Raw genomic sequence first — 17,533 nt, 5'->3', positions numbered from 1 at the left:
GGATTTTAAATTATTCAAAATCGGCATCAGAGACACCTTCATTTATAATAATCTTACTAATAACAAACTTTAATTCTTGAGGTCCAAAAGATTGTGAAATAATGTGAGGCATTTTTATGCCATTAACTTCTTTGTAATCTGCAAAATTTGTAGTGGTTTTTACTTCTTGTCCATTTGCTTTTTGTACAGCATCTGTTCTTACTTTTAGACCAGTGCTTTTGTCGTAATAGTTAACACTATCGCCTCCTAAGGAAACAGCATATGCATCTTTACCGTCTATATTCTCAATTCCTTTTAATGTTGCACCTTCTGCAGTAAGTTCTGGGAAAGGTTTTGCTTGCATCAAAGCAGCTTCGTTTTGCTCATCTGTATATTCAATGCGTTGTCCTTGTGCCACCATATATCCTTTTTTCCCGTCAAAAATTACTTTTTGCATTGGATTTCCACCCATAGAAACTACAACAGAAGATTGACTTTTAGTTGTTGTTATTGTCTCAAGACCTAGCTGCATTCCTTGCATTTCTGCACTAGCAACCATTTTTATAGATTTTACATTTAATAGTGCGTCTTTCCCACCAATTGCTTTAATGTAATTGTCCAATACAGATTGTGCTGTTACACCCGCATCAATTTGCTTGTTATAATTAGGCTCCTCTGTAGGTTCACCAAACTTATCGAAATATGATACAGGAATTGGTTTTCCATTAGGCCCCTTTAAGTTTTTAAGCGATGTAATCACTTCACTTCCTTTACCAACAATTACAATTCTTAGATTATCAGACTTAAAATATTTCTTAGCAACTCTATTAATGTCTTCTGGAGTTACTGCATTAATTTTCTTTAAGTAGTTTTTGTAGAAGTCTTCAGGAAGATCCTGTGTTTTAATATTTAGCGCATAGTTTGCGATAGTTCCAGGTCTTTCTAATGCCAAAATAAACCTCCCGGTAAACTTTGCTTTTGAGTTAATTAATTTTTGACGATCAATTTTTTGCTCCGCCATATTATTAATCTCTCTTAAAATTTCTACAACTGAACTATCTGTTACCTCATTACGTACACTTGCAGTAGCAGTAAAACGAGTTACCTCTTTATCTCCTCCAATGTTTGAATACGAACCGTACGTCCAGCCTTTATCTTCTCTTAAGTTTAAAAATAAACGCCCTTCTCCACCGCCACCAAGAATATCGTTAGCTAATAGAACAGCATGATAATCTGGGTCACTCATCTTTAAATTTACTAGATTTTGTACTGTAACTTCAGACTGTACAGCATTAGGCATGTCTATAAAGTTTACTTGAGTGTATTGTACATCCTTAGGCGTAGTGTAGGTTAATTCTGGTACTGCAGACATCTTCCAATCTCCTAAATGTTTCTCTAATAATCGCTTAGTTTCATTATAATCTACATCACCAAGAACAACTAAATAGCCATTTTTTGGAGAAAAGTAATCACTGTAAAAGCTTTTTACATCTGCAAGAGTTAGCGCTTCAACTTTTTCTTGTGTAACAAACTCCCCTTTTGGGTGGTTTTTCCCATAAGCTAATGCAGTATTTACTCTCCCGGAAACAGCAGTTACCGATTTTTCTTGACTTTTAAGACCTTCTAAAACTAAATCCTTTTGTTTTTTAAACTCTTCTTCTGTAAATAATGGGTTTTTAATAGCATCTGCCATTAACTCTAGAACTCTAGGAAAGTACTTTGAAAGTGAACTTGCAAAAGCGCTTTCAGAACCAAAATTTACATTCGCTCCAAGAAAATCTACTTCTTCATTAAAGTCATCTTTAGAAATTGATGTTGTACCATTACCCATCATTGAAGCAAAAATACCTTCGACACCTGCCTTGTTTCCAGATGCGTGCATTGGGTTGTCCATTAGTAGTTGAACACGTACTCTAGGCAACTTGTCATTTTCAACTATTAGTACCTGCAAACCATTTTTCATGGTAAAACTTTGTGGTTTTGTCAAGTTTATAGTAGGTGCGGGCCCTGGTTTAGGTTGTTTGCTTCGGTCTATTTGAGCCGTTATTGTAGTTGCAAATACAAAGGTTGCAATTAAAAATGTTATATATTTTTTCATCTTACTATTTTTAAATTTTTCTATTACTTAGTACTTTCTGGTAAATATTCTAATCGTACTCTCTGGTTAGGATTTAGATATTTCTTTGCTACATCTCTTATTTCCTCTCTGGTAATAGATCTATAAATCTCGTTTTGTTTATTAATTAAACTTGTGTCTTCATAGAAAACGTGGTAATCTGCTAATGAATTTGCGATACCTGCAATTGTAGAATTAGCATTTACATATCTGTTTTCATAAATATTTTGAAGTTTTTCAAATTCTCTTTCTGAAATTAATTCGGTTTGTATTTTTACAATCTCTTCGTCAATTTCTTCAGTTAATGTTTCTAATGAAGTATTGTTTAAAGGAAGTCCAAAAACAGCGTAAGTGCCGTAATCTTCTTGCTTAAGATTTATTGCCTGAACTTGTAATGCTTGTTTTTGTTCGTCTACTAATTTTTTATATAGTCTAGAACTTTTTCCTTCACTTAAAATTGAAGAAATCATATCTAATACATACGCATCACGTTCTGTCATTGCAGGTGTTCTATATGCATGAATCAATGCGGGAATCTGTATATTTGGGTCGTAGTATTTTGCGTCAATTTGACTTGTTAAAGCAGGTTCCTTGATATCTATTTCTGGTACATCTGCACCTCTTGGAATTGCTGCAAAATAATCCTTGATCATCTTTTTAGTGTCTGCTTTGTTGATGTCTCCAGCGACAACTAAAGTAGCATTGTTAGGAACATAAAATTTTTCATTAAATGCTCTAAACTCCTCAAGGGTAGCAGCATCTAAATCTTCCATCTCACCAATTGTTGTCCATTTATAAGGATGTACTTTAAACATGTTCTCCTTAATGGCTTTAAGTATATTTCCGTAGGGTTGATTATCAACACGAAGTCTTTTTTCTTCTTTTACAACTTCGTTTTGAGTGTCTACTCCTATTTGGTTAATTATAGGGTGTAGCATACGCTCACTTTCCATCCATAAACCTAACTCTAGGTTGTTAGAAGGAAATATTTCGTAATAATAAGTTCTATCATCTGTTGTATTGGCATTATTGCTTCCTCCGTTTGAACTTACCATTTCAAACCACTTACCACGCTCAATATTCTTAGTGCCTTCAAATAAAAGGTGTTCAAAAAAGTGAGCAAATCCAGATCTTCCTGGGGCTTCATTTTTTGCGCCTACATGATACATTACAGAGGTAACAACAACGGGTACAGTATTGTCTTGATGTAGTATTACGTGGAGACCATTATCAAGCGTGTATTCTTCAAATTCTACTTTCTGGGCATTAATGCCTAGGATGGTTATGCATATTAGTAATATGCTGAGAAATGTTTTTTTCATATTAATAACTTTTGTTTTGAGTGTTAGTAGCATTGTGATGTAATATGTTACTTTATTTATTAACTTTTTCCTGAAAAATTTAAAATACCACATTTAACGCTGGTTTGCAAAGCTAACCTGCTAATTTTAAAGCTTAACAATATTTTTGGAATAACTATTTCTGTGATTTCGTAAATTGTGGTGTAACCAACAAGAAACAACAATGAACAAAGTAATTATACGCTACGGAGTTATAATAAGCATCGTACTTATTGCATATTTTTTAATTTCAAAACTAATAGGACTGCATCAATATCCAGTATTTAGTGCTGTAAATGCTGTTATTTTTGGTTTTGGAATTTTGATGGCTATGAAAAACTTTAAATCAAATCAATCTGAATTTAAATATCAAAACGGGTTTCAAGTAGGGTTTTTCACAGGAGTATTTGCAACTATAATTTTCACAGCATTTATGGCTGTTTATGTATATATGATTGACAAAGAGTTCTCTGGAGCTATATTAGATTCTTATGGACTAGATTATAATAAAGGATCGCTTATAATGCTAATAACCCTAGCAATTATGGGAATCTCCACCTCTTTAGTATTAACTTTATCATTTATGCAATTGCTGAAAGAATCATGGAACACAAATCAGAAGCAATAGCGCTCATATTTAGGCAATAAAGACTTTGTAAATTCGGTTTTTAAAATTATATTTGCACCCGCTTTAAAATGAAGCGGGTTTTATTTTTAAATTAACTAATATTAAACGTTACGCTATGTACGCAATTGTAGAGATAGCAGGGCAGCAATTTAAAGTTGCAAAAGACCAAAAAGTCTTTGTAAATCGTTTAGCTACAGAAGAAGGAAAAAAGGTCTCTTTTGACAATGTACTTCTTATTGGCGACGGTGACAAAGTAACTGTTGGCGCCCCGGCTATAAACGGCGCTCAAGTTGGAGCAAAAGTCGTTAAACACCTTAAAGGTGATAAAGTAATAGTTTTCAAGAAAAAGAGAAGAAAAGGATACCGTGTAAAAAATGGTCACAGACAAGCTCTTTCTGAAATTATTATAGAAAGTATTGTAAGCTCTGGAGCAAAGAAAGCCGCTCCTGCTAAAAAAGCTGCACCAGCAAAAGCTGAAAAAGCAAAACCTGCTGCAAAAGCAGAGAAAGCTGCACCAGCTAAAAAAGCTGCTCCTAAAGCTCCTGCTAAAAAGGCAACTGGAAAAGCAGATGATCTTAAAAAGATTGAAGGTGTTGGGCCAAAGGCAATGGAAGCAATGGTTAACGCAGGAATAGATACTTTTGCAAAAGTAGCAAAGTCAAAACCTGAAAAGCTTTCTGAAATTTTAACAGAAGCAAGTTCAAGATTAGCTCATTTAGTAACAGACACTTGGCCACAACAAGCAAAATTAGCTGCAGATGGTAAGTGGGATGAGCTTAAAGAATTACAAGACAAATTAGATGGTGGTAGAGCGTAATTGCTTTTCACTAAAGTTTAACCTTATAAACCTAAAATAACATGGCTCATAAAAAAGGAGTTGGTAGTTCAAAAAACGGTAGAGAATCAGAATCGAAACGCCTTGGTGTTAAGATTTTTGGTGGTCAAGAAGCTGTTGCTGGAAATATCATCGTTAGACAAAGAGGTAACACACACCATCCAGGTGAAAATGTGTATGGAGGAAAAGACCACACATTACACGCAAAAGTAGATGGAGTTGTAAAGTTTACTAAAAAGAAAGATAACAAATCTTATGTTTCTATTGTACCGCACGGAGAAGCGTAAGCATTTGTAATACAGTTATATAATATTAAAACCTCAACTGGAAACAGTTGAGGTTTTTTGTTTTTAAGCAACAGAGCCCCATTTTGCTAACTATATTTTGTAACTTCATAGTTATTAACTAAAACTATTTCACAATGAAAAAACTAATTATTTGTAGTACACTATCCCTCTCTTTATTATGTTCAAGCTGCTTAGGCTCTTTTAGTGCTTTTAATAATCTTAAAGATTGGAATCAAGATTTAAGTGATAGCAAGTTTGTAAATAACCTTGTGTTTTGGGGATTAAACATTATTCCGGTTTATGGATTATTCTTCCTAGGTGACGTTATTATTTTTAATGTTATTGAATTTTGGAGTGGAAGTAACCCAATAGCTATGAAAGACGGTGAATTTGAAACTCAAATTGTGGTTCACGAAGGCACAAAAATGGAAATGACTGCTTCAAAAAATCGTTTTGAAATCGTAATACTTGATGGAGAACGAAAAGGAGAACGTGTAGATTTGGTTTACAAGCCTTCAGAAAAATCGTGGAATGCTGTTAAACAAGATGGAGAGTTAATAAAATTGTCTTCAATAAAAGATGGTTTAATAGTGTATCACTTGCCTAATGGTGAAAATTTTAAACTTAACCCTAATACTCCTAGAGAAGAAGGACTTGCTACTATAGAACAAAATGTATTTAACTATACTAAAAGTGAACTTACGGTAGTAGGAAACTAGAACTTTTATAAACATTTTAAAACCCCTCATTTTTTTGAATTGAGGGGGTTTTTTTATCGGCATTATTTTTGAAGCTAGTCTTTTAAAAAAACTATGCGTTATTTCTTACTATCCATTTGTTTTTTGTTTACTTTCTCTTGTATCCCTTTAGCAATAGCGCCAGATTTAAAAGATGGCAAAGTAATGAAAGGCAAAAAGTTTAAAAGACAACTACCTAATCAATACACCTATATTTTTGAAGATCCAAAAAGGGCGAATGAGTTTTATAAATACGTAAATGCAAAGTTTCAAGTAGATTATGATGATATAGAAGGAGATGTTCCTGTAACTATTGGAGAAGAGAAGTATTTCCTAACATTTTATGAAGCAGAAAAACAAACAAAGACTATTAACTTAATACCTATGGTTATTGATGCTGGTTTAGAAAAAAATGGAGTTTCCTGTACTAGAAGATGCTCATGAATATAGAAAAGGGACTTGGTATATTGTACTTACAGCTAGAGATAGTAAACTAGTTGATGCTTTAAATCCAAATTATAAAAACCATGTTGTTATTGAAAAGTATTTTAAAGCTATGCGTTATGAGTATTTAACTACACAAGAATATATTGAGGTCTATTTGAAAGCGAAATAAAAAACCCTCACATTGCTGTAAGGGTTATAAAAATTTCAAAATTTTAAATTCTATTAGTATCTATAATACTCAGGCTTAAATGGCCCTTGTACTTCAACACCAATATATTCTGCTTGATACTCTTTAAGTTCGGTAAGCTCTACACCTATTTTTTCTAAATGTAAACGAGCTACTTTTTCATCAAGATGCTTTGGTAGCATATATACTTTATTTTCATACTTATCACTATGGTTCCAAAGTTCAATCTGTGCAAGGGTTTGGTTTGTAAATGAGTTACTCATTACAAAGCTAGGGTGTCCAGTTGCACAACCAAGATTTACTAGGCGACCTTCAGCTAATAAAATAATATCATTACCATCAATAGTATATTTATCTACTTGAGGTTTAATCTCAACTTTGGTATCACCATAATTATCATTTAACCAAGCTACAGCGATTTCATTATCAAAATGACCAATGTTGCACACTATGGTTTTATCTTTCATTGCCTTAAAGTGCTCACCTGTTACAATGTCTTTGTTTCCAGTAGTAGTAATTACAACATCTGCTTTGTGTAATACATTTTCAAGCTTTTTTACTTCAAAACCATCCATTGCAGCTTGTAAGGCACAAATAGGATCTATCTCTGTTACAGTAACTATAGAACCAGCTCCTCTAAACGAGGCTGCAGTTCCTTTTCCAACATCACCATAACCACAAACAACCACACGTTTTCCTGCTAGCATAACATCTGTAGCACGACGTATTGCATCTACAGCACTCTCACGACATCCGTATTTGTTATCAAACTTAGATTTAGTAACACTATCATTTACATTAATTGCAGGCATTACTAGTGTTCCGTTTTTCATACGGTCATATAAACGGTGTACTCCAGTTGTTGTTTCTTCTGATAGGCCTTTAATTCCTTTAGCTAATTCTGGGTACTTGTCAAACACCATATTAGTTAAGTCTCCTCCATCATCAAGAATCATATTAAGTGGTTTACGGTCTTCCCCAAAAAATAAAGTTTGTTCTATACACCAGTCAAATTCTTCTTCATTCATACCTTTCCAAGCATATACTGGGATTCCAGCAGCAGCAATTGCAGCGGCAGCTTGATCCTGTGTAGAAAAGATATTACATGAACTCCACGTTACCTCTGCACCAAGAGCAATTAAAGTTTCAATAAGTACTGCAGTTTGTATTGTCATGTGTAAACACCCTGCTATACGAGCTCCTTTTAGTGGTTGCTCATCTTTGTATTCTTCACGTAAAGACATTAATCCAGGCATTTCTGCTTCGGCAAGTTCAATTTCCTTACGACCCCAATCTGCTAGGGATATATCTTTTACTTTGTACGGTACGTATGTTGTCGTTTCTGCGGACATAAAATTGTATTTTAATCTCCCAACTAGTGGGAAACTCATTAATTATTATTTACTTTTAATCTTGAAAAGGGAAGTCCCTTATTTTCAGACTGCAAAAGTACGTAATATTCACTAATTTATAATGCCTCTTTACAAAACAATAACAGTAAATAACCACACTAAAGTTCTCATTTGGAAGATAGAAGAATCTTTTGAAGAACTCTCAACAGGTATTGAGCTAACGTCAAATTGCAATACACGTGTACAAGGAATGAAAAGCGATTTACACCGAAGAGGTTTTATGAGTGTTCGCCATTTACTTGCTGAAGAGAATTACACCGATTTTGACTTGTACTATGATGAAAATGGGAAGCCACACTTAAAAGACGGAAAGTGTATTAGCATTACACATTCGTATATTTTCTCGGCAATAATTATTAGTAATAAAGAAGTTGGAGTGGATATTGAAAAACAACGACCTAAAATTTTAAAAATAGCACATAAATTCACTCCAATTGAAGAATATAGAACCCTTGCCAATGATGATGCAGTAATGCGAAAATTAACAATGGTATGGGGTGCAAAAGAAAGTTTATACAAGAGTTTTGCTATGCCTGGCTTAAGTTTTTTACAGCATATATATGTTGAAGACTTTAGACTAGAAACTATGGAAAGTATAGCGAATGTTTCTTTTAAAGAAAAGGAGCAGGATTATAATGTATGGTTTTTAGAGTTTGAAGGTTTTACATGCTGTTACGCGCTTATTTCTGAAAAATAAAATAGCATGATAAGTTTTTACGAATCCATAGTTACTTCAGAAAAAAAACTACTAGCAATTTTAATAGATCCAGATAAGTTTTACGAAGAAAATGTAAGTCATTTTCTTTCTAGAATCCCAGTACAAACTACCCACATTTTTGTAGGAGGAAGTACAGTAGCTAATAATAAAACGGAAGTAACTGTAAAGGCTTTAAAAAAGGAAACCAATCTTCCCGTTTTTTTATTTCCAGGCAATTATGAGCAAATTACAAACACGGCAGATGCCATATTGTTTTTATCATTACTCTCTGGTAGAAATCCAGAATACCTTATTGGACAACAAGTGAAAGCTGTGAGGATGCTAAAAGAATCAACACTCGAAGTTATCCCAACAGGATATATTTTAATAGATGGAGATAATGAGAGTGCAGTTGCCAGAGTAAGTCAAACGCAACCCATGCCACAAGACAATATTGAAGCAATTGTAAATACTGCATTGGCGGGAGAATACCTTGGCGCAAAACTTATCTATCTTGAGGCAGGAAGTGGTGCGAAAATTCCTGTAAATACTAGCATTATTGAAGCTGTAAAAAAAGAGATTACTCTACCACTTATTGTTGGAGGAGGGATTAGAACAAATGAGCGAAAAGAAGCTGCCTATATTGCTGGGGCAGATATGGTAGTTATGGGAACGGTGTTTGAAGAAGAACTACTAGAAAGTAAATAACAATAAACAAATTCTAAATACCAAAACTGTATTTTTGAAATTTCAAACAAAGTATAACTAAAAAAGATTACTGTCTTTGCAGGAAGTATTATGAATATCTCTGTAGAACTTACCTTGACACCTTTACAAGACAATTTTGAACCTGCCATCATTAACTTCATTAAAAATTTGCGCGCTTCTGGATTAACAGTTTTAGAAAATCCACTTAGTACACAGGTTTATGGAGACTATGATGCTGTGATGAAAGTTTTAACCCAAGAAATGAAAATTGCCTTAGATGCGGTGGAAAGAGGATTACTATATATTAAAATTGTAAAATCAGACAGAAGCGACTATGAGCCCCATTTTTGAGTTTCTTTTTGGGCAGTATAAAGGATATGAAACACACCAAATAGTGCTTGAGGCCATAGGTGTTTTTTTTGGACTAGTATCTGCATTGTGCTCTTGGAAAAATAGTGTTTGGGTATATCCTACAGGTATTATTAGTACGGCAATATTTGTGTATTTGCTCTGGCAATGGGAATTGCTTGGTGATATGGTTATACAAGCGTATTATTTTATAATGAGTATTTATGGTTGGTACATTTGGACAAGAAAAGTTACTCCAGATACTTACACACCTATTACAACTACCACAAAAAAAGAGCACAAAACAACACTCTTTATTTTCCTAGGAGCACTGCTATTTATCTATATTATTTATGAGGCATTCGATAAATGGACTTCTTGGACTGCATATGTAGATACGTTAACAACAGGCTTGTTTTTTGTTGGAATGTGGTTACTTGCTAAGCGAAAAATTGAAAATTGGTTATATCTCTTGGCAGGAAACATAATAAGTGTTCCTTTGTATTTTTACAAAGGGTATACTTTGAGCAGTATATTATATCTAGTGTTTATTGGAATTTCAATTGCAGGATATTACGCATGGAAAAAATACTTAAACAACAACCCAGCGATTGCATAAAGATAGTATTGTTTGGGCCAGAATCTACTGGAAAAACTACACTAGCTAGGGAATTATCCATGCATTTTAATTCCTCATGGGTGCCAGAGTATATGCGCGAGTATCTTCAAGAAAAATGGGATACAAGTAAAAAAGTTTGTGAAATAGATGACTTGTTGCCTATCGCAAAAGGACAAATAGAAGCAGAGAATAAAGCTTCAATTCAAGAAAAAAAAGTACTCTTTTGTGACACTAATTTGCTAGAGTTAAAGGTATATAGCGAATATTATTATAATGGATTTTGTCCAGAAGCAATAAAAAATGCAGCCTTAACAAACAGGTATGATTTCTATTTCTTAACAGATATTGATGTGCCATGGGTAAAAGATGATTTAAGAGATAGACCTAATGATAGGTCAACTCTATTTAGTATTTTTGAAAAGGAATTAATACAAAACAAGTTACCGTATCAATTACTAACTGGTACAAAAAAAAATAGATTACAAACAGCAATTACTAAAGTAGAAAAGCTGCTACATCCCAAATAATGCTAACAAATACTGACCTCACTCAAATAAAAAAACACGGTCTTTCCGTAGATGATATTATAAAACAGTTAGAAACCTTTAGAAGAGGGATTCCTCCTGTAGATATTGTTACAGCAGCCTCAGTAGGAAATGGTATTGAGGTAATTCCTGAAGAAGTACAGCATAGGCTGGTATCTCTTTACGACGAAAAAAAACAAGCATTAGACATTGTAAAATTTGTGCCTGCTTCTGGTGCAGCAACACGAATGTTTAAATTTTTACACGAGTTTTTACAATCTTTTAATCCGGAAGAGGATAGCTTTAAAAAATATATAAAGAAGTATCGAAAACAAGAGGTTGAAACATTCTTCAATAATTTTAAACTTTTCCCATTTGTAAATTCAGTAAGAAAAACTATTAGAGAACAATATCCAGACTATAAAACCTCTAACAAAGGAGAGCGTAATATTTGTATAGCAAAAGCAATGCTTGAGAAAGAAGGTTTGGGATACGATGATTACCCAAAAGGGCTAATCCCTTTTCATAAATATAAAAAGTATGCAACAACAGCCTTTGAAGAGCAGTTGTACGAGTCTGCTTTTTATGCTTCAGCTTCTAGTGATGTATACCTTCATTTTACATTTGCAGAAAAACACGTTCCGTTTTTTAAAGAAGAGTTTGAAGCAATAAAAAAAAGAGTCACTTTTAAAACAAAAAAAGAATTTCATATTTCTTATTCTTTTCAAAAAAAGGAAACAGATACACTTGCGGTAAAAAAGGATGATACTCCTTTTAGAGATGTTAATGGTGAACTGGTCTTTAGACCTTCGGGACATGGTGCATTATTAGATAATCTTAATGATGTAGATGCCGATGTGATTTTTATAAAAAATATTGACAATGTGGTTATTGAACCATACGTAGAAGAATTAGCGTTTTACAAAAGACTACTTGCGGGTAAATTGCTTTTTCTACAAGCAAAAGTGTTCGATTATATAAGAAAACTACAAGAAGAAACTATTACAGAAGATTTATATAAAGAATTAAAGTCTTTTTTCTGGAACGAACTTAATTGTAAGGATGTCCCAGCAGACAAACACCAAATGCTCTACTTATTAGATAGACCAATACGTGTTTGTGGAGTTGTAAAAAACACCGGTGCACCTGGTGGAGGGCCTTTTTGGGTTAAAAATGAATATGGACATGTGTCTATTCAAATCGTAGAAATGTCTCAAATAGATAAGAAAAAAGCTGAGCAAATTAAGTTACTAAACGAAGCAACACATTTTAACCCAGTAGATATTGTTTGTTCTACAAGAAACTATAAAGGAAAAAAGTATGACCTAGAGAAATTTGCCAATCAAGATTTAGGTTTTATTGCCTCAAAATCTTACGATGGTAAAACCATTAAAGCTTTAGAAAGACCTGGGTTGTGGAACGGGGCTATGTATAACTGGAATACTGTTTTTGTTGAAGTACCTCAAGAAACCTTTAACCCTGTTAAAACGGTTAACGATTTGCTTAACAAGGCTCATAGACCTGATGCCTAATGCAAGAATCCATTATTTTAAATGAACTTTCTTTTAAGGCCATTCTTAGTAGTGGTGCAGGAGGTCAACATGTAAATAAGACTGCCTCTAAAGTTGAGGTTACTTTTAATTTATTAAATTCTGAAGGGCTTTCAGAAACCGAAAAACAAAGACTACAAGAAAAATTAGCTTCTAAGATTACACAGGAAGGGAACATTGTTCTACAATGTGGAACTTCCCGAAGTCAACATAGAAATAAAACAACAGTTATAAAACGACTACTTGACTTACTTAAGAAAAATATAATTGTTCCAAAAAAGAGAAAGAAAACAAAACCCACTAAAAGTGCTATTGAAAAGCGACTCAAGCAAAAAAAGAATACTGCACTTAAAAAGGCGAATAGAAAACCACCTAAAATAGATTAGTACACACTTTTTTGTATAAAAAATACACAGTTTATACGCGTTTTATACACTTTTGTAGTTTAGCTTTTTTTATTTTTAATACAATAAGTTGTTGTATGTCATGGACTTACATAAACATCACTAAAAATATTCTAACTGGCATTACTTTTTCTTTAGCTAGAACAGAAATAATAAATAATCTAAAAAAGTAAACATTATGAAAAAGTTAGTTTTAGCAACAGTATTCGCATTTGGGACCGTAGTAGCAGTTAACGCACAAGAGAAAACTACTCCAGAAACACAAGAAACTCCAAAAGTTGAACAACAAGCAGATGAAGAAGCAAAAATGATAGCTCAAGCAAAAGGCATTGCAGCATTTAAAGAAATTAAAATTTCTGAGTTACCAGATGCAGTTGTAACTGCCGTTTCAAAAGATTTTGAAGGAGCAGAAATTAATCAAGCGTTTGTAAACGAGCAAAAACAGTACAAACTAGTTTTAAGTACACAAGCAGATGGAAAAAAAGCTAAGAAAACTGTTTATGCAAATGCAAAAGGTGAGTGGTTAAAGACAAAAAGCCAATCATAACATTGAAGAAGCAGTAATTGCAATAAGTTTTTTACTAGATTCAAGAAAGAGCGTCTTATAATAAGACGCTTTTTTTTATGAAAACTTTAAAGGCATCTTCTTTGTCAAGGCTTTATTTTTGAAATTTGACAAAGGCTTATGAGTAATGATATTTTAATAATTGAAGATGATATTGCGTTCGGAAACATGCTTAAAACTTTTCTGGAGCGAAAAGGTCTCTTTGTCTCAGTTTCTTCTACAAAGACTGGTGCTGAAAAAATAATTAATTCTACCTCCCCAGCTCTAATTATTACAGATATTAAATTACCTGATGGTTCAGGAATGGATATTTTAAAATTTGTAAAGGATAAATACCCTAGTATAGCAGTTGTTTTAATGACTGGATATGCAGAAGTAACTATGGCAGTTGAGGCTATAAAAAAAGGAGCTTTAGATTATATCTCAAAACCATTTCGGCCAGAAGAGTTGTTAATGGTTATTAACCAAGTATTAAAGGAAAAATCCAACAAAAAAGTAACAACCAGTAAGAAAAACAATTCACCCTTAAAAAAAACAAGCTCAACAAATTATATTACAGGCTCTAGTGAAGCTGCAAAGAAAAACCACCAATACATACAACTTGTAGGACCTACAACTATGAGTGTTCTTGTACAAGGCGAAAGTGGAACAGGTAAAGAAGTAGTTGCAAAAACAATACATGACTTTAGCGATAGGAAAGAAGAAGCTTTTATAGCGGTAGACTGTGGCGCGATTCCTAAAGAAATTGCGTCGAGTGAGTTTTTTGGACACGTAAAAGGAAGCTTTACAGGAGCAATAAACGATAAAAAGGGACATTTTGAAGCAGCTCACAGGGGAACTTTGTTTCTAGATGAAGTAGGAAACCTCTCTTACGAGAATCAAGTACAACTATTAAGGGCATTACAAGAAAGAAGAATTAAGCCAGTTGGGAGTAATACAGAAATTGAAGTTGATGTTCGACTTATTTCAGCGACAAACGAGGATCTTACCAAAGCTGTTAACGAAGGCACCTTTAGAGAAGATCTATATCATAGGCTTAATGAATTTTCATTACAAATACCTTCATTAAATGAACGTAAAGAAGACCTTCACTTATTTATAGAATTCTTTTTAGAACAAGCCAATTCTTCTTTAAAAAAAAATATTCTTGGTCTTTCGCCAGAGGTTTCAGAAGCTTTTAAAAACTATAATTGGCCAGGAAATTTACGAGAATTAAAAAATGTAATTAAACGCTCTGTTTTGTTAACCCAAGGTGAGCAAGTTCCTATTGATGTTATCCCTAGAGAGGTGAGCTCATTTAATGAAAATAAAGAAATAAAAAACTTTAATATTCAAACAAGTGAAAAAGAGTCTATTTTGGCTGCACTTAAGGAAACAGGGTATAATAAATCTAAGGCTGCAAAGCTGCTCAACATCACTAGAAAAACACTTTACAATAAAATGGAAAAATATAAACTAGATTCCTAAGTCTGTTTTAATTTGAGATTCTAAAGCATCAATTTTTTGCTGTAAATTAATGTAATAATTCTCTAGGTTTGCCTCGGCTGCTTCATCAATTTTTTCTAAATATTCCAAAGACACAATTGCTTCTTCCGCTTGAATCTGTCTAAACATTGTAAGCATCCTATGTGCAATTTTATTAATTGCACCATAGTCTTTATTCTTTACAAGAACTGCAAGAGTTTTATTGTCTTTTCTAGTTTGCTCAATAAACACATGTAGTATTTCATCCAACTTACTTTTTTCTTCAATAAATAATTTTAATAGTGATAGGTTATATAATTCACCACTCTTTTTTTTAGACTGAATTGAAGTATCTTGAGCAAATTCTATGTCTGGAAATAATTTAATTATTACACTAATTAGTTGTTGCTTACTAAAGGGCTTAGGAAGCATAGCAGAAAAGCCTTTCTTTTTGTAATAAGCTTTATCATGCTCTTTACTGCCAGTCATTGCTATAACTGGTTGTTGGTTAAAAGTTTCTATACTTCCAAGCTTTAGTTTTTCCAAGAACATAAACCCATCTACAGTAGGCATTTGTATATCTGTTAAAATAAAATCGAAAACTAGATTTTTATAATTACTAAGCTCTTTATAGGATGTAAAAGCATGTGTTGAAATTCCGAGTTGAGTAAAAACATCTTTAAGTAATGCAATAATAGTTGGGTCGTCGTCAAGTATAACAACAGTAAGTTTTTTTGAAACTACTTGAGAAGTGTTATTAGACTCTTTAATTTTAACAGGACTAGAAGTAACCTCAAGAGGAAGTGATAGCTTAAAACTACTCCCTTTTTCTAGCTCACTAGTTACGGTTAATGAGCCGTTGAGTAGTGAAGTTAGTTTTTTTGATATTGTAAGACCCAGGCCATACCCTCCAAAATTACTAGAATCATCATCATTTGCCTGTGTAAATTCTCGGAAGATAACATCTTGTTTATCTGGAGCAATGCCAACTCCTGTATCTTTTACAATAATTACAACCTCAAAGATGTTATCAAGTAGTTTTTTTGATGTGACCTTTACTGTTACACTTCCCTTTTTAGTAAACTTAAATGCATTACCTATTAGATTGTTTACTATTTGTTGAATCCTTAATGGGTCACTTTTAAAAACTAGTGATTCAATTTCTTGATCGATTTCTAAAATCAATTCTACATTTTTGTGATGGTTAATTTCTGCAATAGCCTCACTAACTTGTCTTATTAAATTACTTAACGAAAAAGGAGCTTTTTCAATTACTAGTTTCCCAGCATCTAGTTTAGAAAAATCTAGCAAATCGTCTACGAGTTTTGTAATATAACTCGTGCCTGAGTGTATTTGTGAGATATATTGTTTCTGTTTAAGAGAGTTAGAAGTATTGTCAAGTAATTCTGTATATCCAGTTATAGTTTGTAATGGAGTCTTAAGATCATGACTAACAGTTGCTATTAATTGCTCTCTACTTTTAAGAAGATTTTCAGCATATTTTTTACTTAATTCAAGAGATTTTTTAAGGCGTTCTATCTTAAAGAAATCCGTTAGAATAAAATAGGAAAAAACAAGCGCTAGTATTAGAGAAATAGCTCCTGCTATTTTTAAAATGTCTCTTGTTTTTTGAACTGAGGCATCCCTATTCTCTGTAAGTAAGGTGTTATTTTTAACAACTTCTGCATCAAAAGTTGCAATAATACTTCGTAGTTTTTGTGAAAGGATTAAGTCGTTTTTTATTAATTCGTTCTCTTTTTGTTGTAGAGATTTTCTAGTTCGGGAGTTTTCTTTTTTGGCCTCTGCAACAATATATCTAGAGGCTGCTAGCATAGAATCTACTGTAGTGACCTTAACTGTGCTAGTGTCTGTAAATTTTGTTGTATTAAAGTAATCTACCCATTTACTCCATACTTTTCTTTCTTCCTCATTAAGACTTTCAGGATTATTTGTGGTATTCCCAAGTGTGAATTTCCCCATTGAGTTTTCTAGGGTACTCATTTGCTCTAAAATGTCGTCTAAGGAGGTATCCTTGTTGGTTGTTAATTTTAAAAAGCGAAGTTGATCTATATTTTCTCTTTTTCTTTCTAAGAGTATTGTAACGCTATCGAGTTGTTGTAGTTGGTTTTGACTAGTTATGAGCTCTTTTATTTCTTCAATTTTTTTAAATAGTGAATCTGTTTTGTCTTGATATTTTTTGTAATCTTTTTCGGTTTGTGTTAGGAGTGCCAATCTTGAAAAACCATCGGTTTCAAATACTTGATTTATAAGTGTTCCTGTTTCAATAAACTTTTTGTCTTCGGTAATTTGTGGGGAAAGGTTTGTTGCTTTTTTGTACTCAGAATATAAAAAGTAGGAAACCAAAACTGCTACAGCTCCTAATACTAAGTAGCTTAAAACAATTTTAAAGGTAAATTTATTCTTTATGCTTGCCATTTGTCAAATTTAAATACAATTTAAGCGGGGCTTTATTAAGGTTTTTATAAATTATTTAGGGTTAGTTAAGATGTTTATTCTACCTTTGTCAAACATCTCAAAGGGGTGCTAGATAGATTTAAAATTATTTGGCTGAGATTATACCCATAGAACCTAGAACAGGTAATGCTGTTTAGGAAATAACGTCACACCGAGTGCATTCGAGATGTATTTATAATCGATAAATTCTTTAATTCGATTGTACTCGAGC

The 17,533-nt window shown here is 33.0% G+C and carries 19 protein-coding genes; 15 read left to right on the top strand and 4 right to left on the bottom strand.

Annotated features, from left to right (window positions below):
- Window positions 1-10 precede the first annotated feature (10 nt).
- Together RM538_RS10525 and RM538_RS10520 are read right to left on the bottom strand one after the other, a co-directional pair.
- A complete protein-coding gene (locus tag RM538_RS10525; RefSeq protein WP_311333393.1) occupies window positions 11-2,077 on the bottom strand; it encodes a M16 family metallopeptidase in 2,067 nt (688 codons plus the stop codon).
- A gap of 23 nt (window positions 2,078-2,100) precedes the next feature.
- A complete protein-coding gene (locus RM538_RS10520) occupies window positions 2,101-3,417 on the bottom strand; it encodes a M16 family metallopeptidase (RefSeq protein WP_311333392.1) in 1,317 nt (438 codons plus the stop codon).
- Between the two features lie 202 nt (window positions 3,418-3,619).
- On the opposite strand from RM538_RS10520, the gene RM538_RS10515 reads away from it, so the two are divergent.
- The 6 genes from RM538_RS10515 to RM538_RS10490 all read left to right on the top strand — a co-directional run bounded on the left by RM538_RS10515 (window position 3,620) and on the right by RM538_RS10490 (window position 6,538).
- Complete coding sequence (locus RM538_RS10515; RefSeq protein WP_311333391.1) at window positions 3,620-4,063, top strand: DUF4199 domain-containing protein; 444 nt, start codon at window positions 3,620-3,622, stop codon at window positions 4,061-4,063.
- Between the two features lie 115 nt (window positions 4,064-4,178).
- Entirely contained in the window at window positions 4,179-4,880 is a 702-nt protein-coding gene (gene rplU, locus RM538_RS10510) for a 50S ribosomal protein L21 (protein ID WP_311333390.1), read from the top strand.
- A gap of 41 nt (window positions 4,881-4,921) precedes the next feature.
- Window positions 4,922-5,185, top strand: coding sequence for a 50S ribosomal protein L27 (gene rpmA / locus RM538_RS10505; protein WP_311333389.1), 264 nt, complete (start codon window positions 4,922-4,924; stop codon window positions 5,183-5,185).
- A 134-nt stretch (window positions 5,186-5,319) separates the two neighbouring features.
- On the top strand, window positions 5,320-5,904 hold the full coding sequence (locus tag RM538_RS10500) for a DUF3332 domain-containing protein (RefSeq protein WP_311333388.1): 585 nt from the start codon (window positions 5,320-5,322) through the stop codon (window positions 5,902-5,904).
- A 93-nt stretch (window positions 5,905-5,997) separates the two neighbouring features.
- Window positions 5,998-6,366, top strand: a complete 369-nt coding sequence (locus RM538_RS10495; RefSeq protein ID WP_311333387.1) for a hypothetical protein — start codon at window positions 5,998-6,000, stop codon at window positions 6,364-6,366.
- Complete coding sequence (locus tag RM538_RS10490) at window positions 6,335-6,538, top strand: hypothetical protein (RefSeq protein ID WP_311333386.1); 204 nt, start codon at window positions 6,335-6,337, stop codon at window positions 6,536-6,538. The genes RM538_RS10495 and RM538_RS10490 overlap by 32 nt, the downstream gene beginning before the upstream one ends.
- Before the next feature lie 53 nt (window positions 6,539-6,591).
- Here the strand turns inward: RM538_RS10490 and ahcY are convergent, their stop codons facing one another.
- Window positions 6,592-7,908, bottom strand: a complete 1,317-nt coding sequence (gene ahcY / locus RM538_RS10485) for an adenosylhomocysteinase (RefSeq protein WP_311333385.1) — start codon at window positions 7,906-7,908, stop codon at window positions 6,592-6,594.
- 121 nt (window positions 7,909-8,029) lie between these two features.
- Between ahcY and RM538_RS10480 the strand changes: the two genes are divergently transcribed.
- The 9 genes from RM538_RS10480 to RM538_RS10440 all read left to right on the top strand — a co-directional run bounded on the left by RM538_RS10480 (window position 8,030) and on the right by RM538_RS10440 (window position 14,850).
- Window positions 8,030-8,665 (top strand): 4'-phosphopantetheinyl transferase superfamily protein, encoded by a 636-nt coding sequence (locus RM538_RS10480; protein ID WP_311333384.1) that lies wholly within the window; start codon window positions 8,030-8,032, stop codon window positions 8,663-8,665.
- Between the two features lie 6 nt (window positions 8,666-8,671).
- Complete coding sequence (locus RM538_RS10475; RefSeq protein ID WP_311333383.1) at window positions 8,672-9,373, top strand: phosphoglycerol geranylgeranyltransferase; 702 nt, start codon at window positions 8,672-8,674, stop codon at window positions 9,371-9,373.
- Between the two features lie 90 nt (window positions 9,374-9,463).
- On the top strand, window positions 9,464-9,724 hold the full coding sequence (locus RM538_RS10470; protein WP_311333382.1) for a thiamine-binding protein: 261 nt from the start codon (window positions 9,464-9,466) through the stop codon (window positions 9,722-9,724).
- Window positions 9,708-10,340 (top strand): nicotinamide riboside transporter PnuC, encoded by a 633-nt coding sequence (pnuC, locus tag RM538_RS10465; protein WP_311333381.1) that lies wholly within the window; start codon window positions 9,708-9,710, stop codon window positions 10,338-10,340. The genes RM538_RS10470 and pnuC overlap by 17 nt, the downstream gene beginning before the upstream one ends.
- Window positions 10,301-10,867 (top strand): AAA family ATPase, encoded by a 567-nt coding sequence (locus tag RM538_RS10460; RefSeq protein ID WP_311333380.1) that lies wholly within the window; start codon window positions 10,301-10,303, stop codon window positions 10,865-10,867. The genes pnuC and RM538_RS10460 overlap by 40 nt, the downstream gene beginning before the upstream one ends.
- On the top strand, window positions 10,867-12,396 hold the full coding sequence (locus tag RM538_RS10455; RefSeq protein WP_311333379.1) for a DUF4301 family protein: 1,530 nt from the start codon (window positions 10,867-10,869) through the stop codon (window positions 12,394-12,396). Before RM538_RS10460 ends, RM538_RS10455 begins: the two co-directional genes overlap by 1 nt.
- The gene (gene arfB / locus RM538_RS10450) at window positions 12,396-12,800 is read left to right on the top strand and encodes an alternative ribosome rescue aminoacyl-tRNA hydrolase ArfB (protein WP_311333378.1); all 405 of its coding nucleotides are present in this window, start codon (window positions 12,396-12,398) and stop codon (window positions 12,798-12,800) included. The genes RM538_RS10455 and arfB overlap by 1 nt, the downstream gene beginning before the upstream one ends.
- Before the next feature lie 196 nt (window positions 12,801-12,996).
- Window positions 12,997-13,365: a hypothetical protein gene (locus RM538_RS10445; RefSeq protein WP_311333377.1), complete on the top strand. Its 369-nt coding sequence runs from the start codon at window positions 12,997-12,999 to the stop codon at window positions 13,363-13,365.
- 138 nt (window positions 13,366-13,503) lie between these two features.
- Window positions 13,504-14,850, top strand: coding sequence for a sigma-54-dependent transcriptional regulator (locus tag RM538_RS10440; protein ID WP_311333376.1), 1,347 nt, complete (start codon window positions 13,504-13,506; stop codon window positions 14,848-14,850).
- Here the strand turns inward: RM538_RS10440 and RM538_RS10435 are convergent.
- Window positions 14,839-17,283 (bottom strand): ATP-binding protein, encoded by a 2,445-nt coding sequence (locus RM538_RS10435; protein WP_311333375.1) that lies wholly within the window; start codon window positions 17,281-17,283, stop codon window positions 14,839-14,841. The two genes, RM538_RS10440 and RM538_RS10435, sit on opposite strands and share 12 nt — an antisense overlap.
- Window positions 17,284-17,533 lie beyond the last annotated feature (250 nt).

Origin of the sequence: Patiriisocius hiemis, assembly GCF_031846325.1 — a bacterium.
Lineage (GTDB): Bacteria > Bacteroidota > Bacteroidia > Flavobacteriales > Flavobacteriaceae > Patiriisocius_A > Patiriisocius_A hiemis.
Note: the sequence above shows the minus strand (reverse complement) of the source record. Positions and strands in the feature narration are given on the sequence as shown.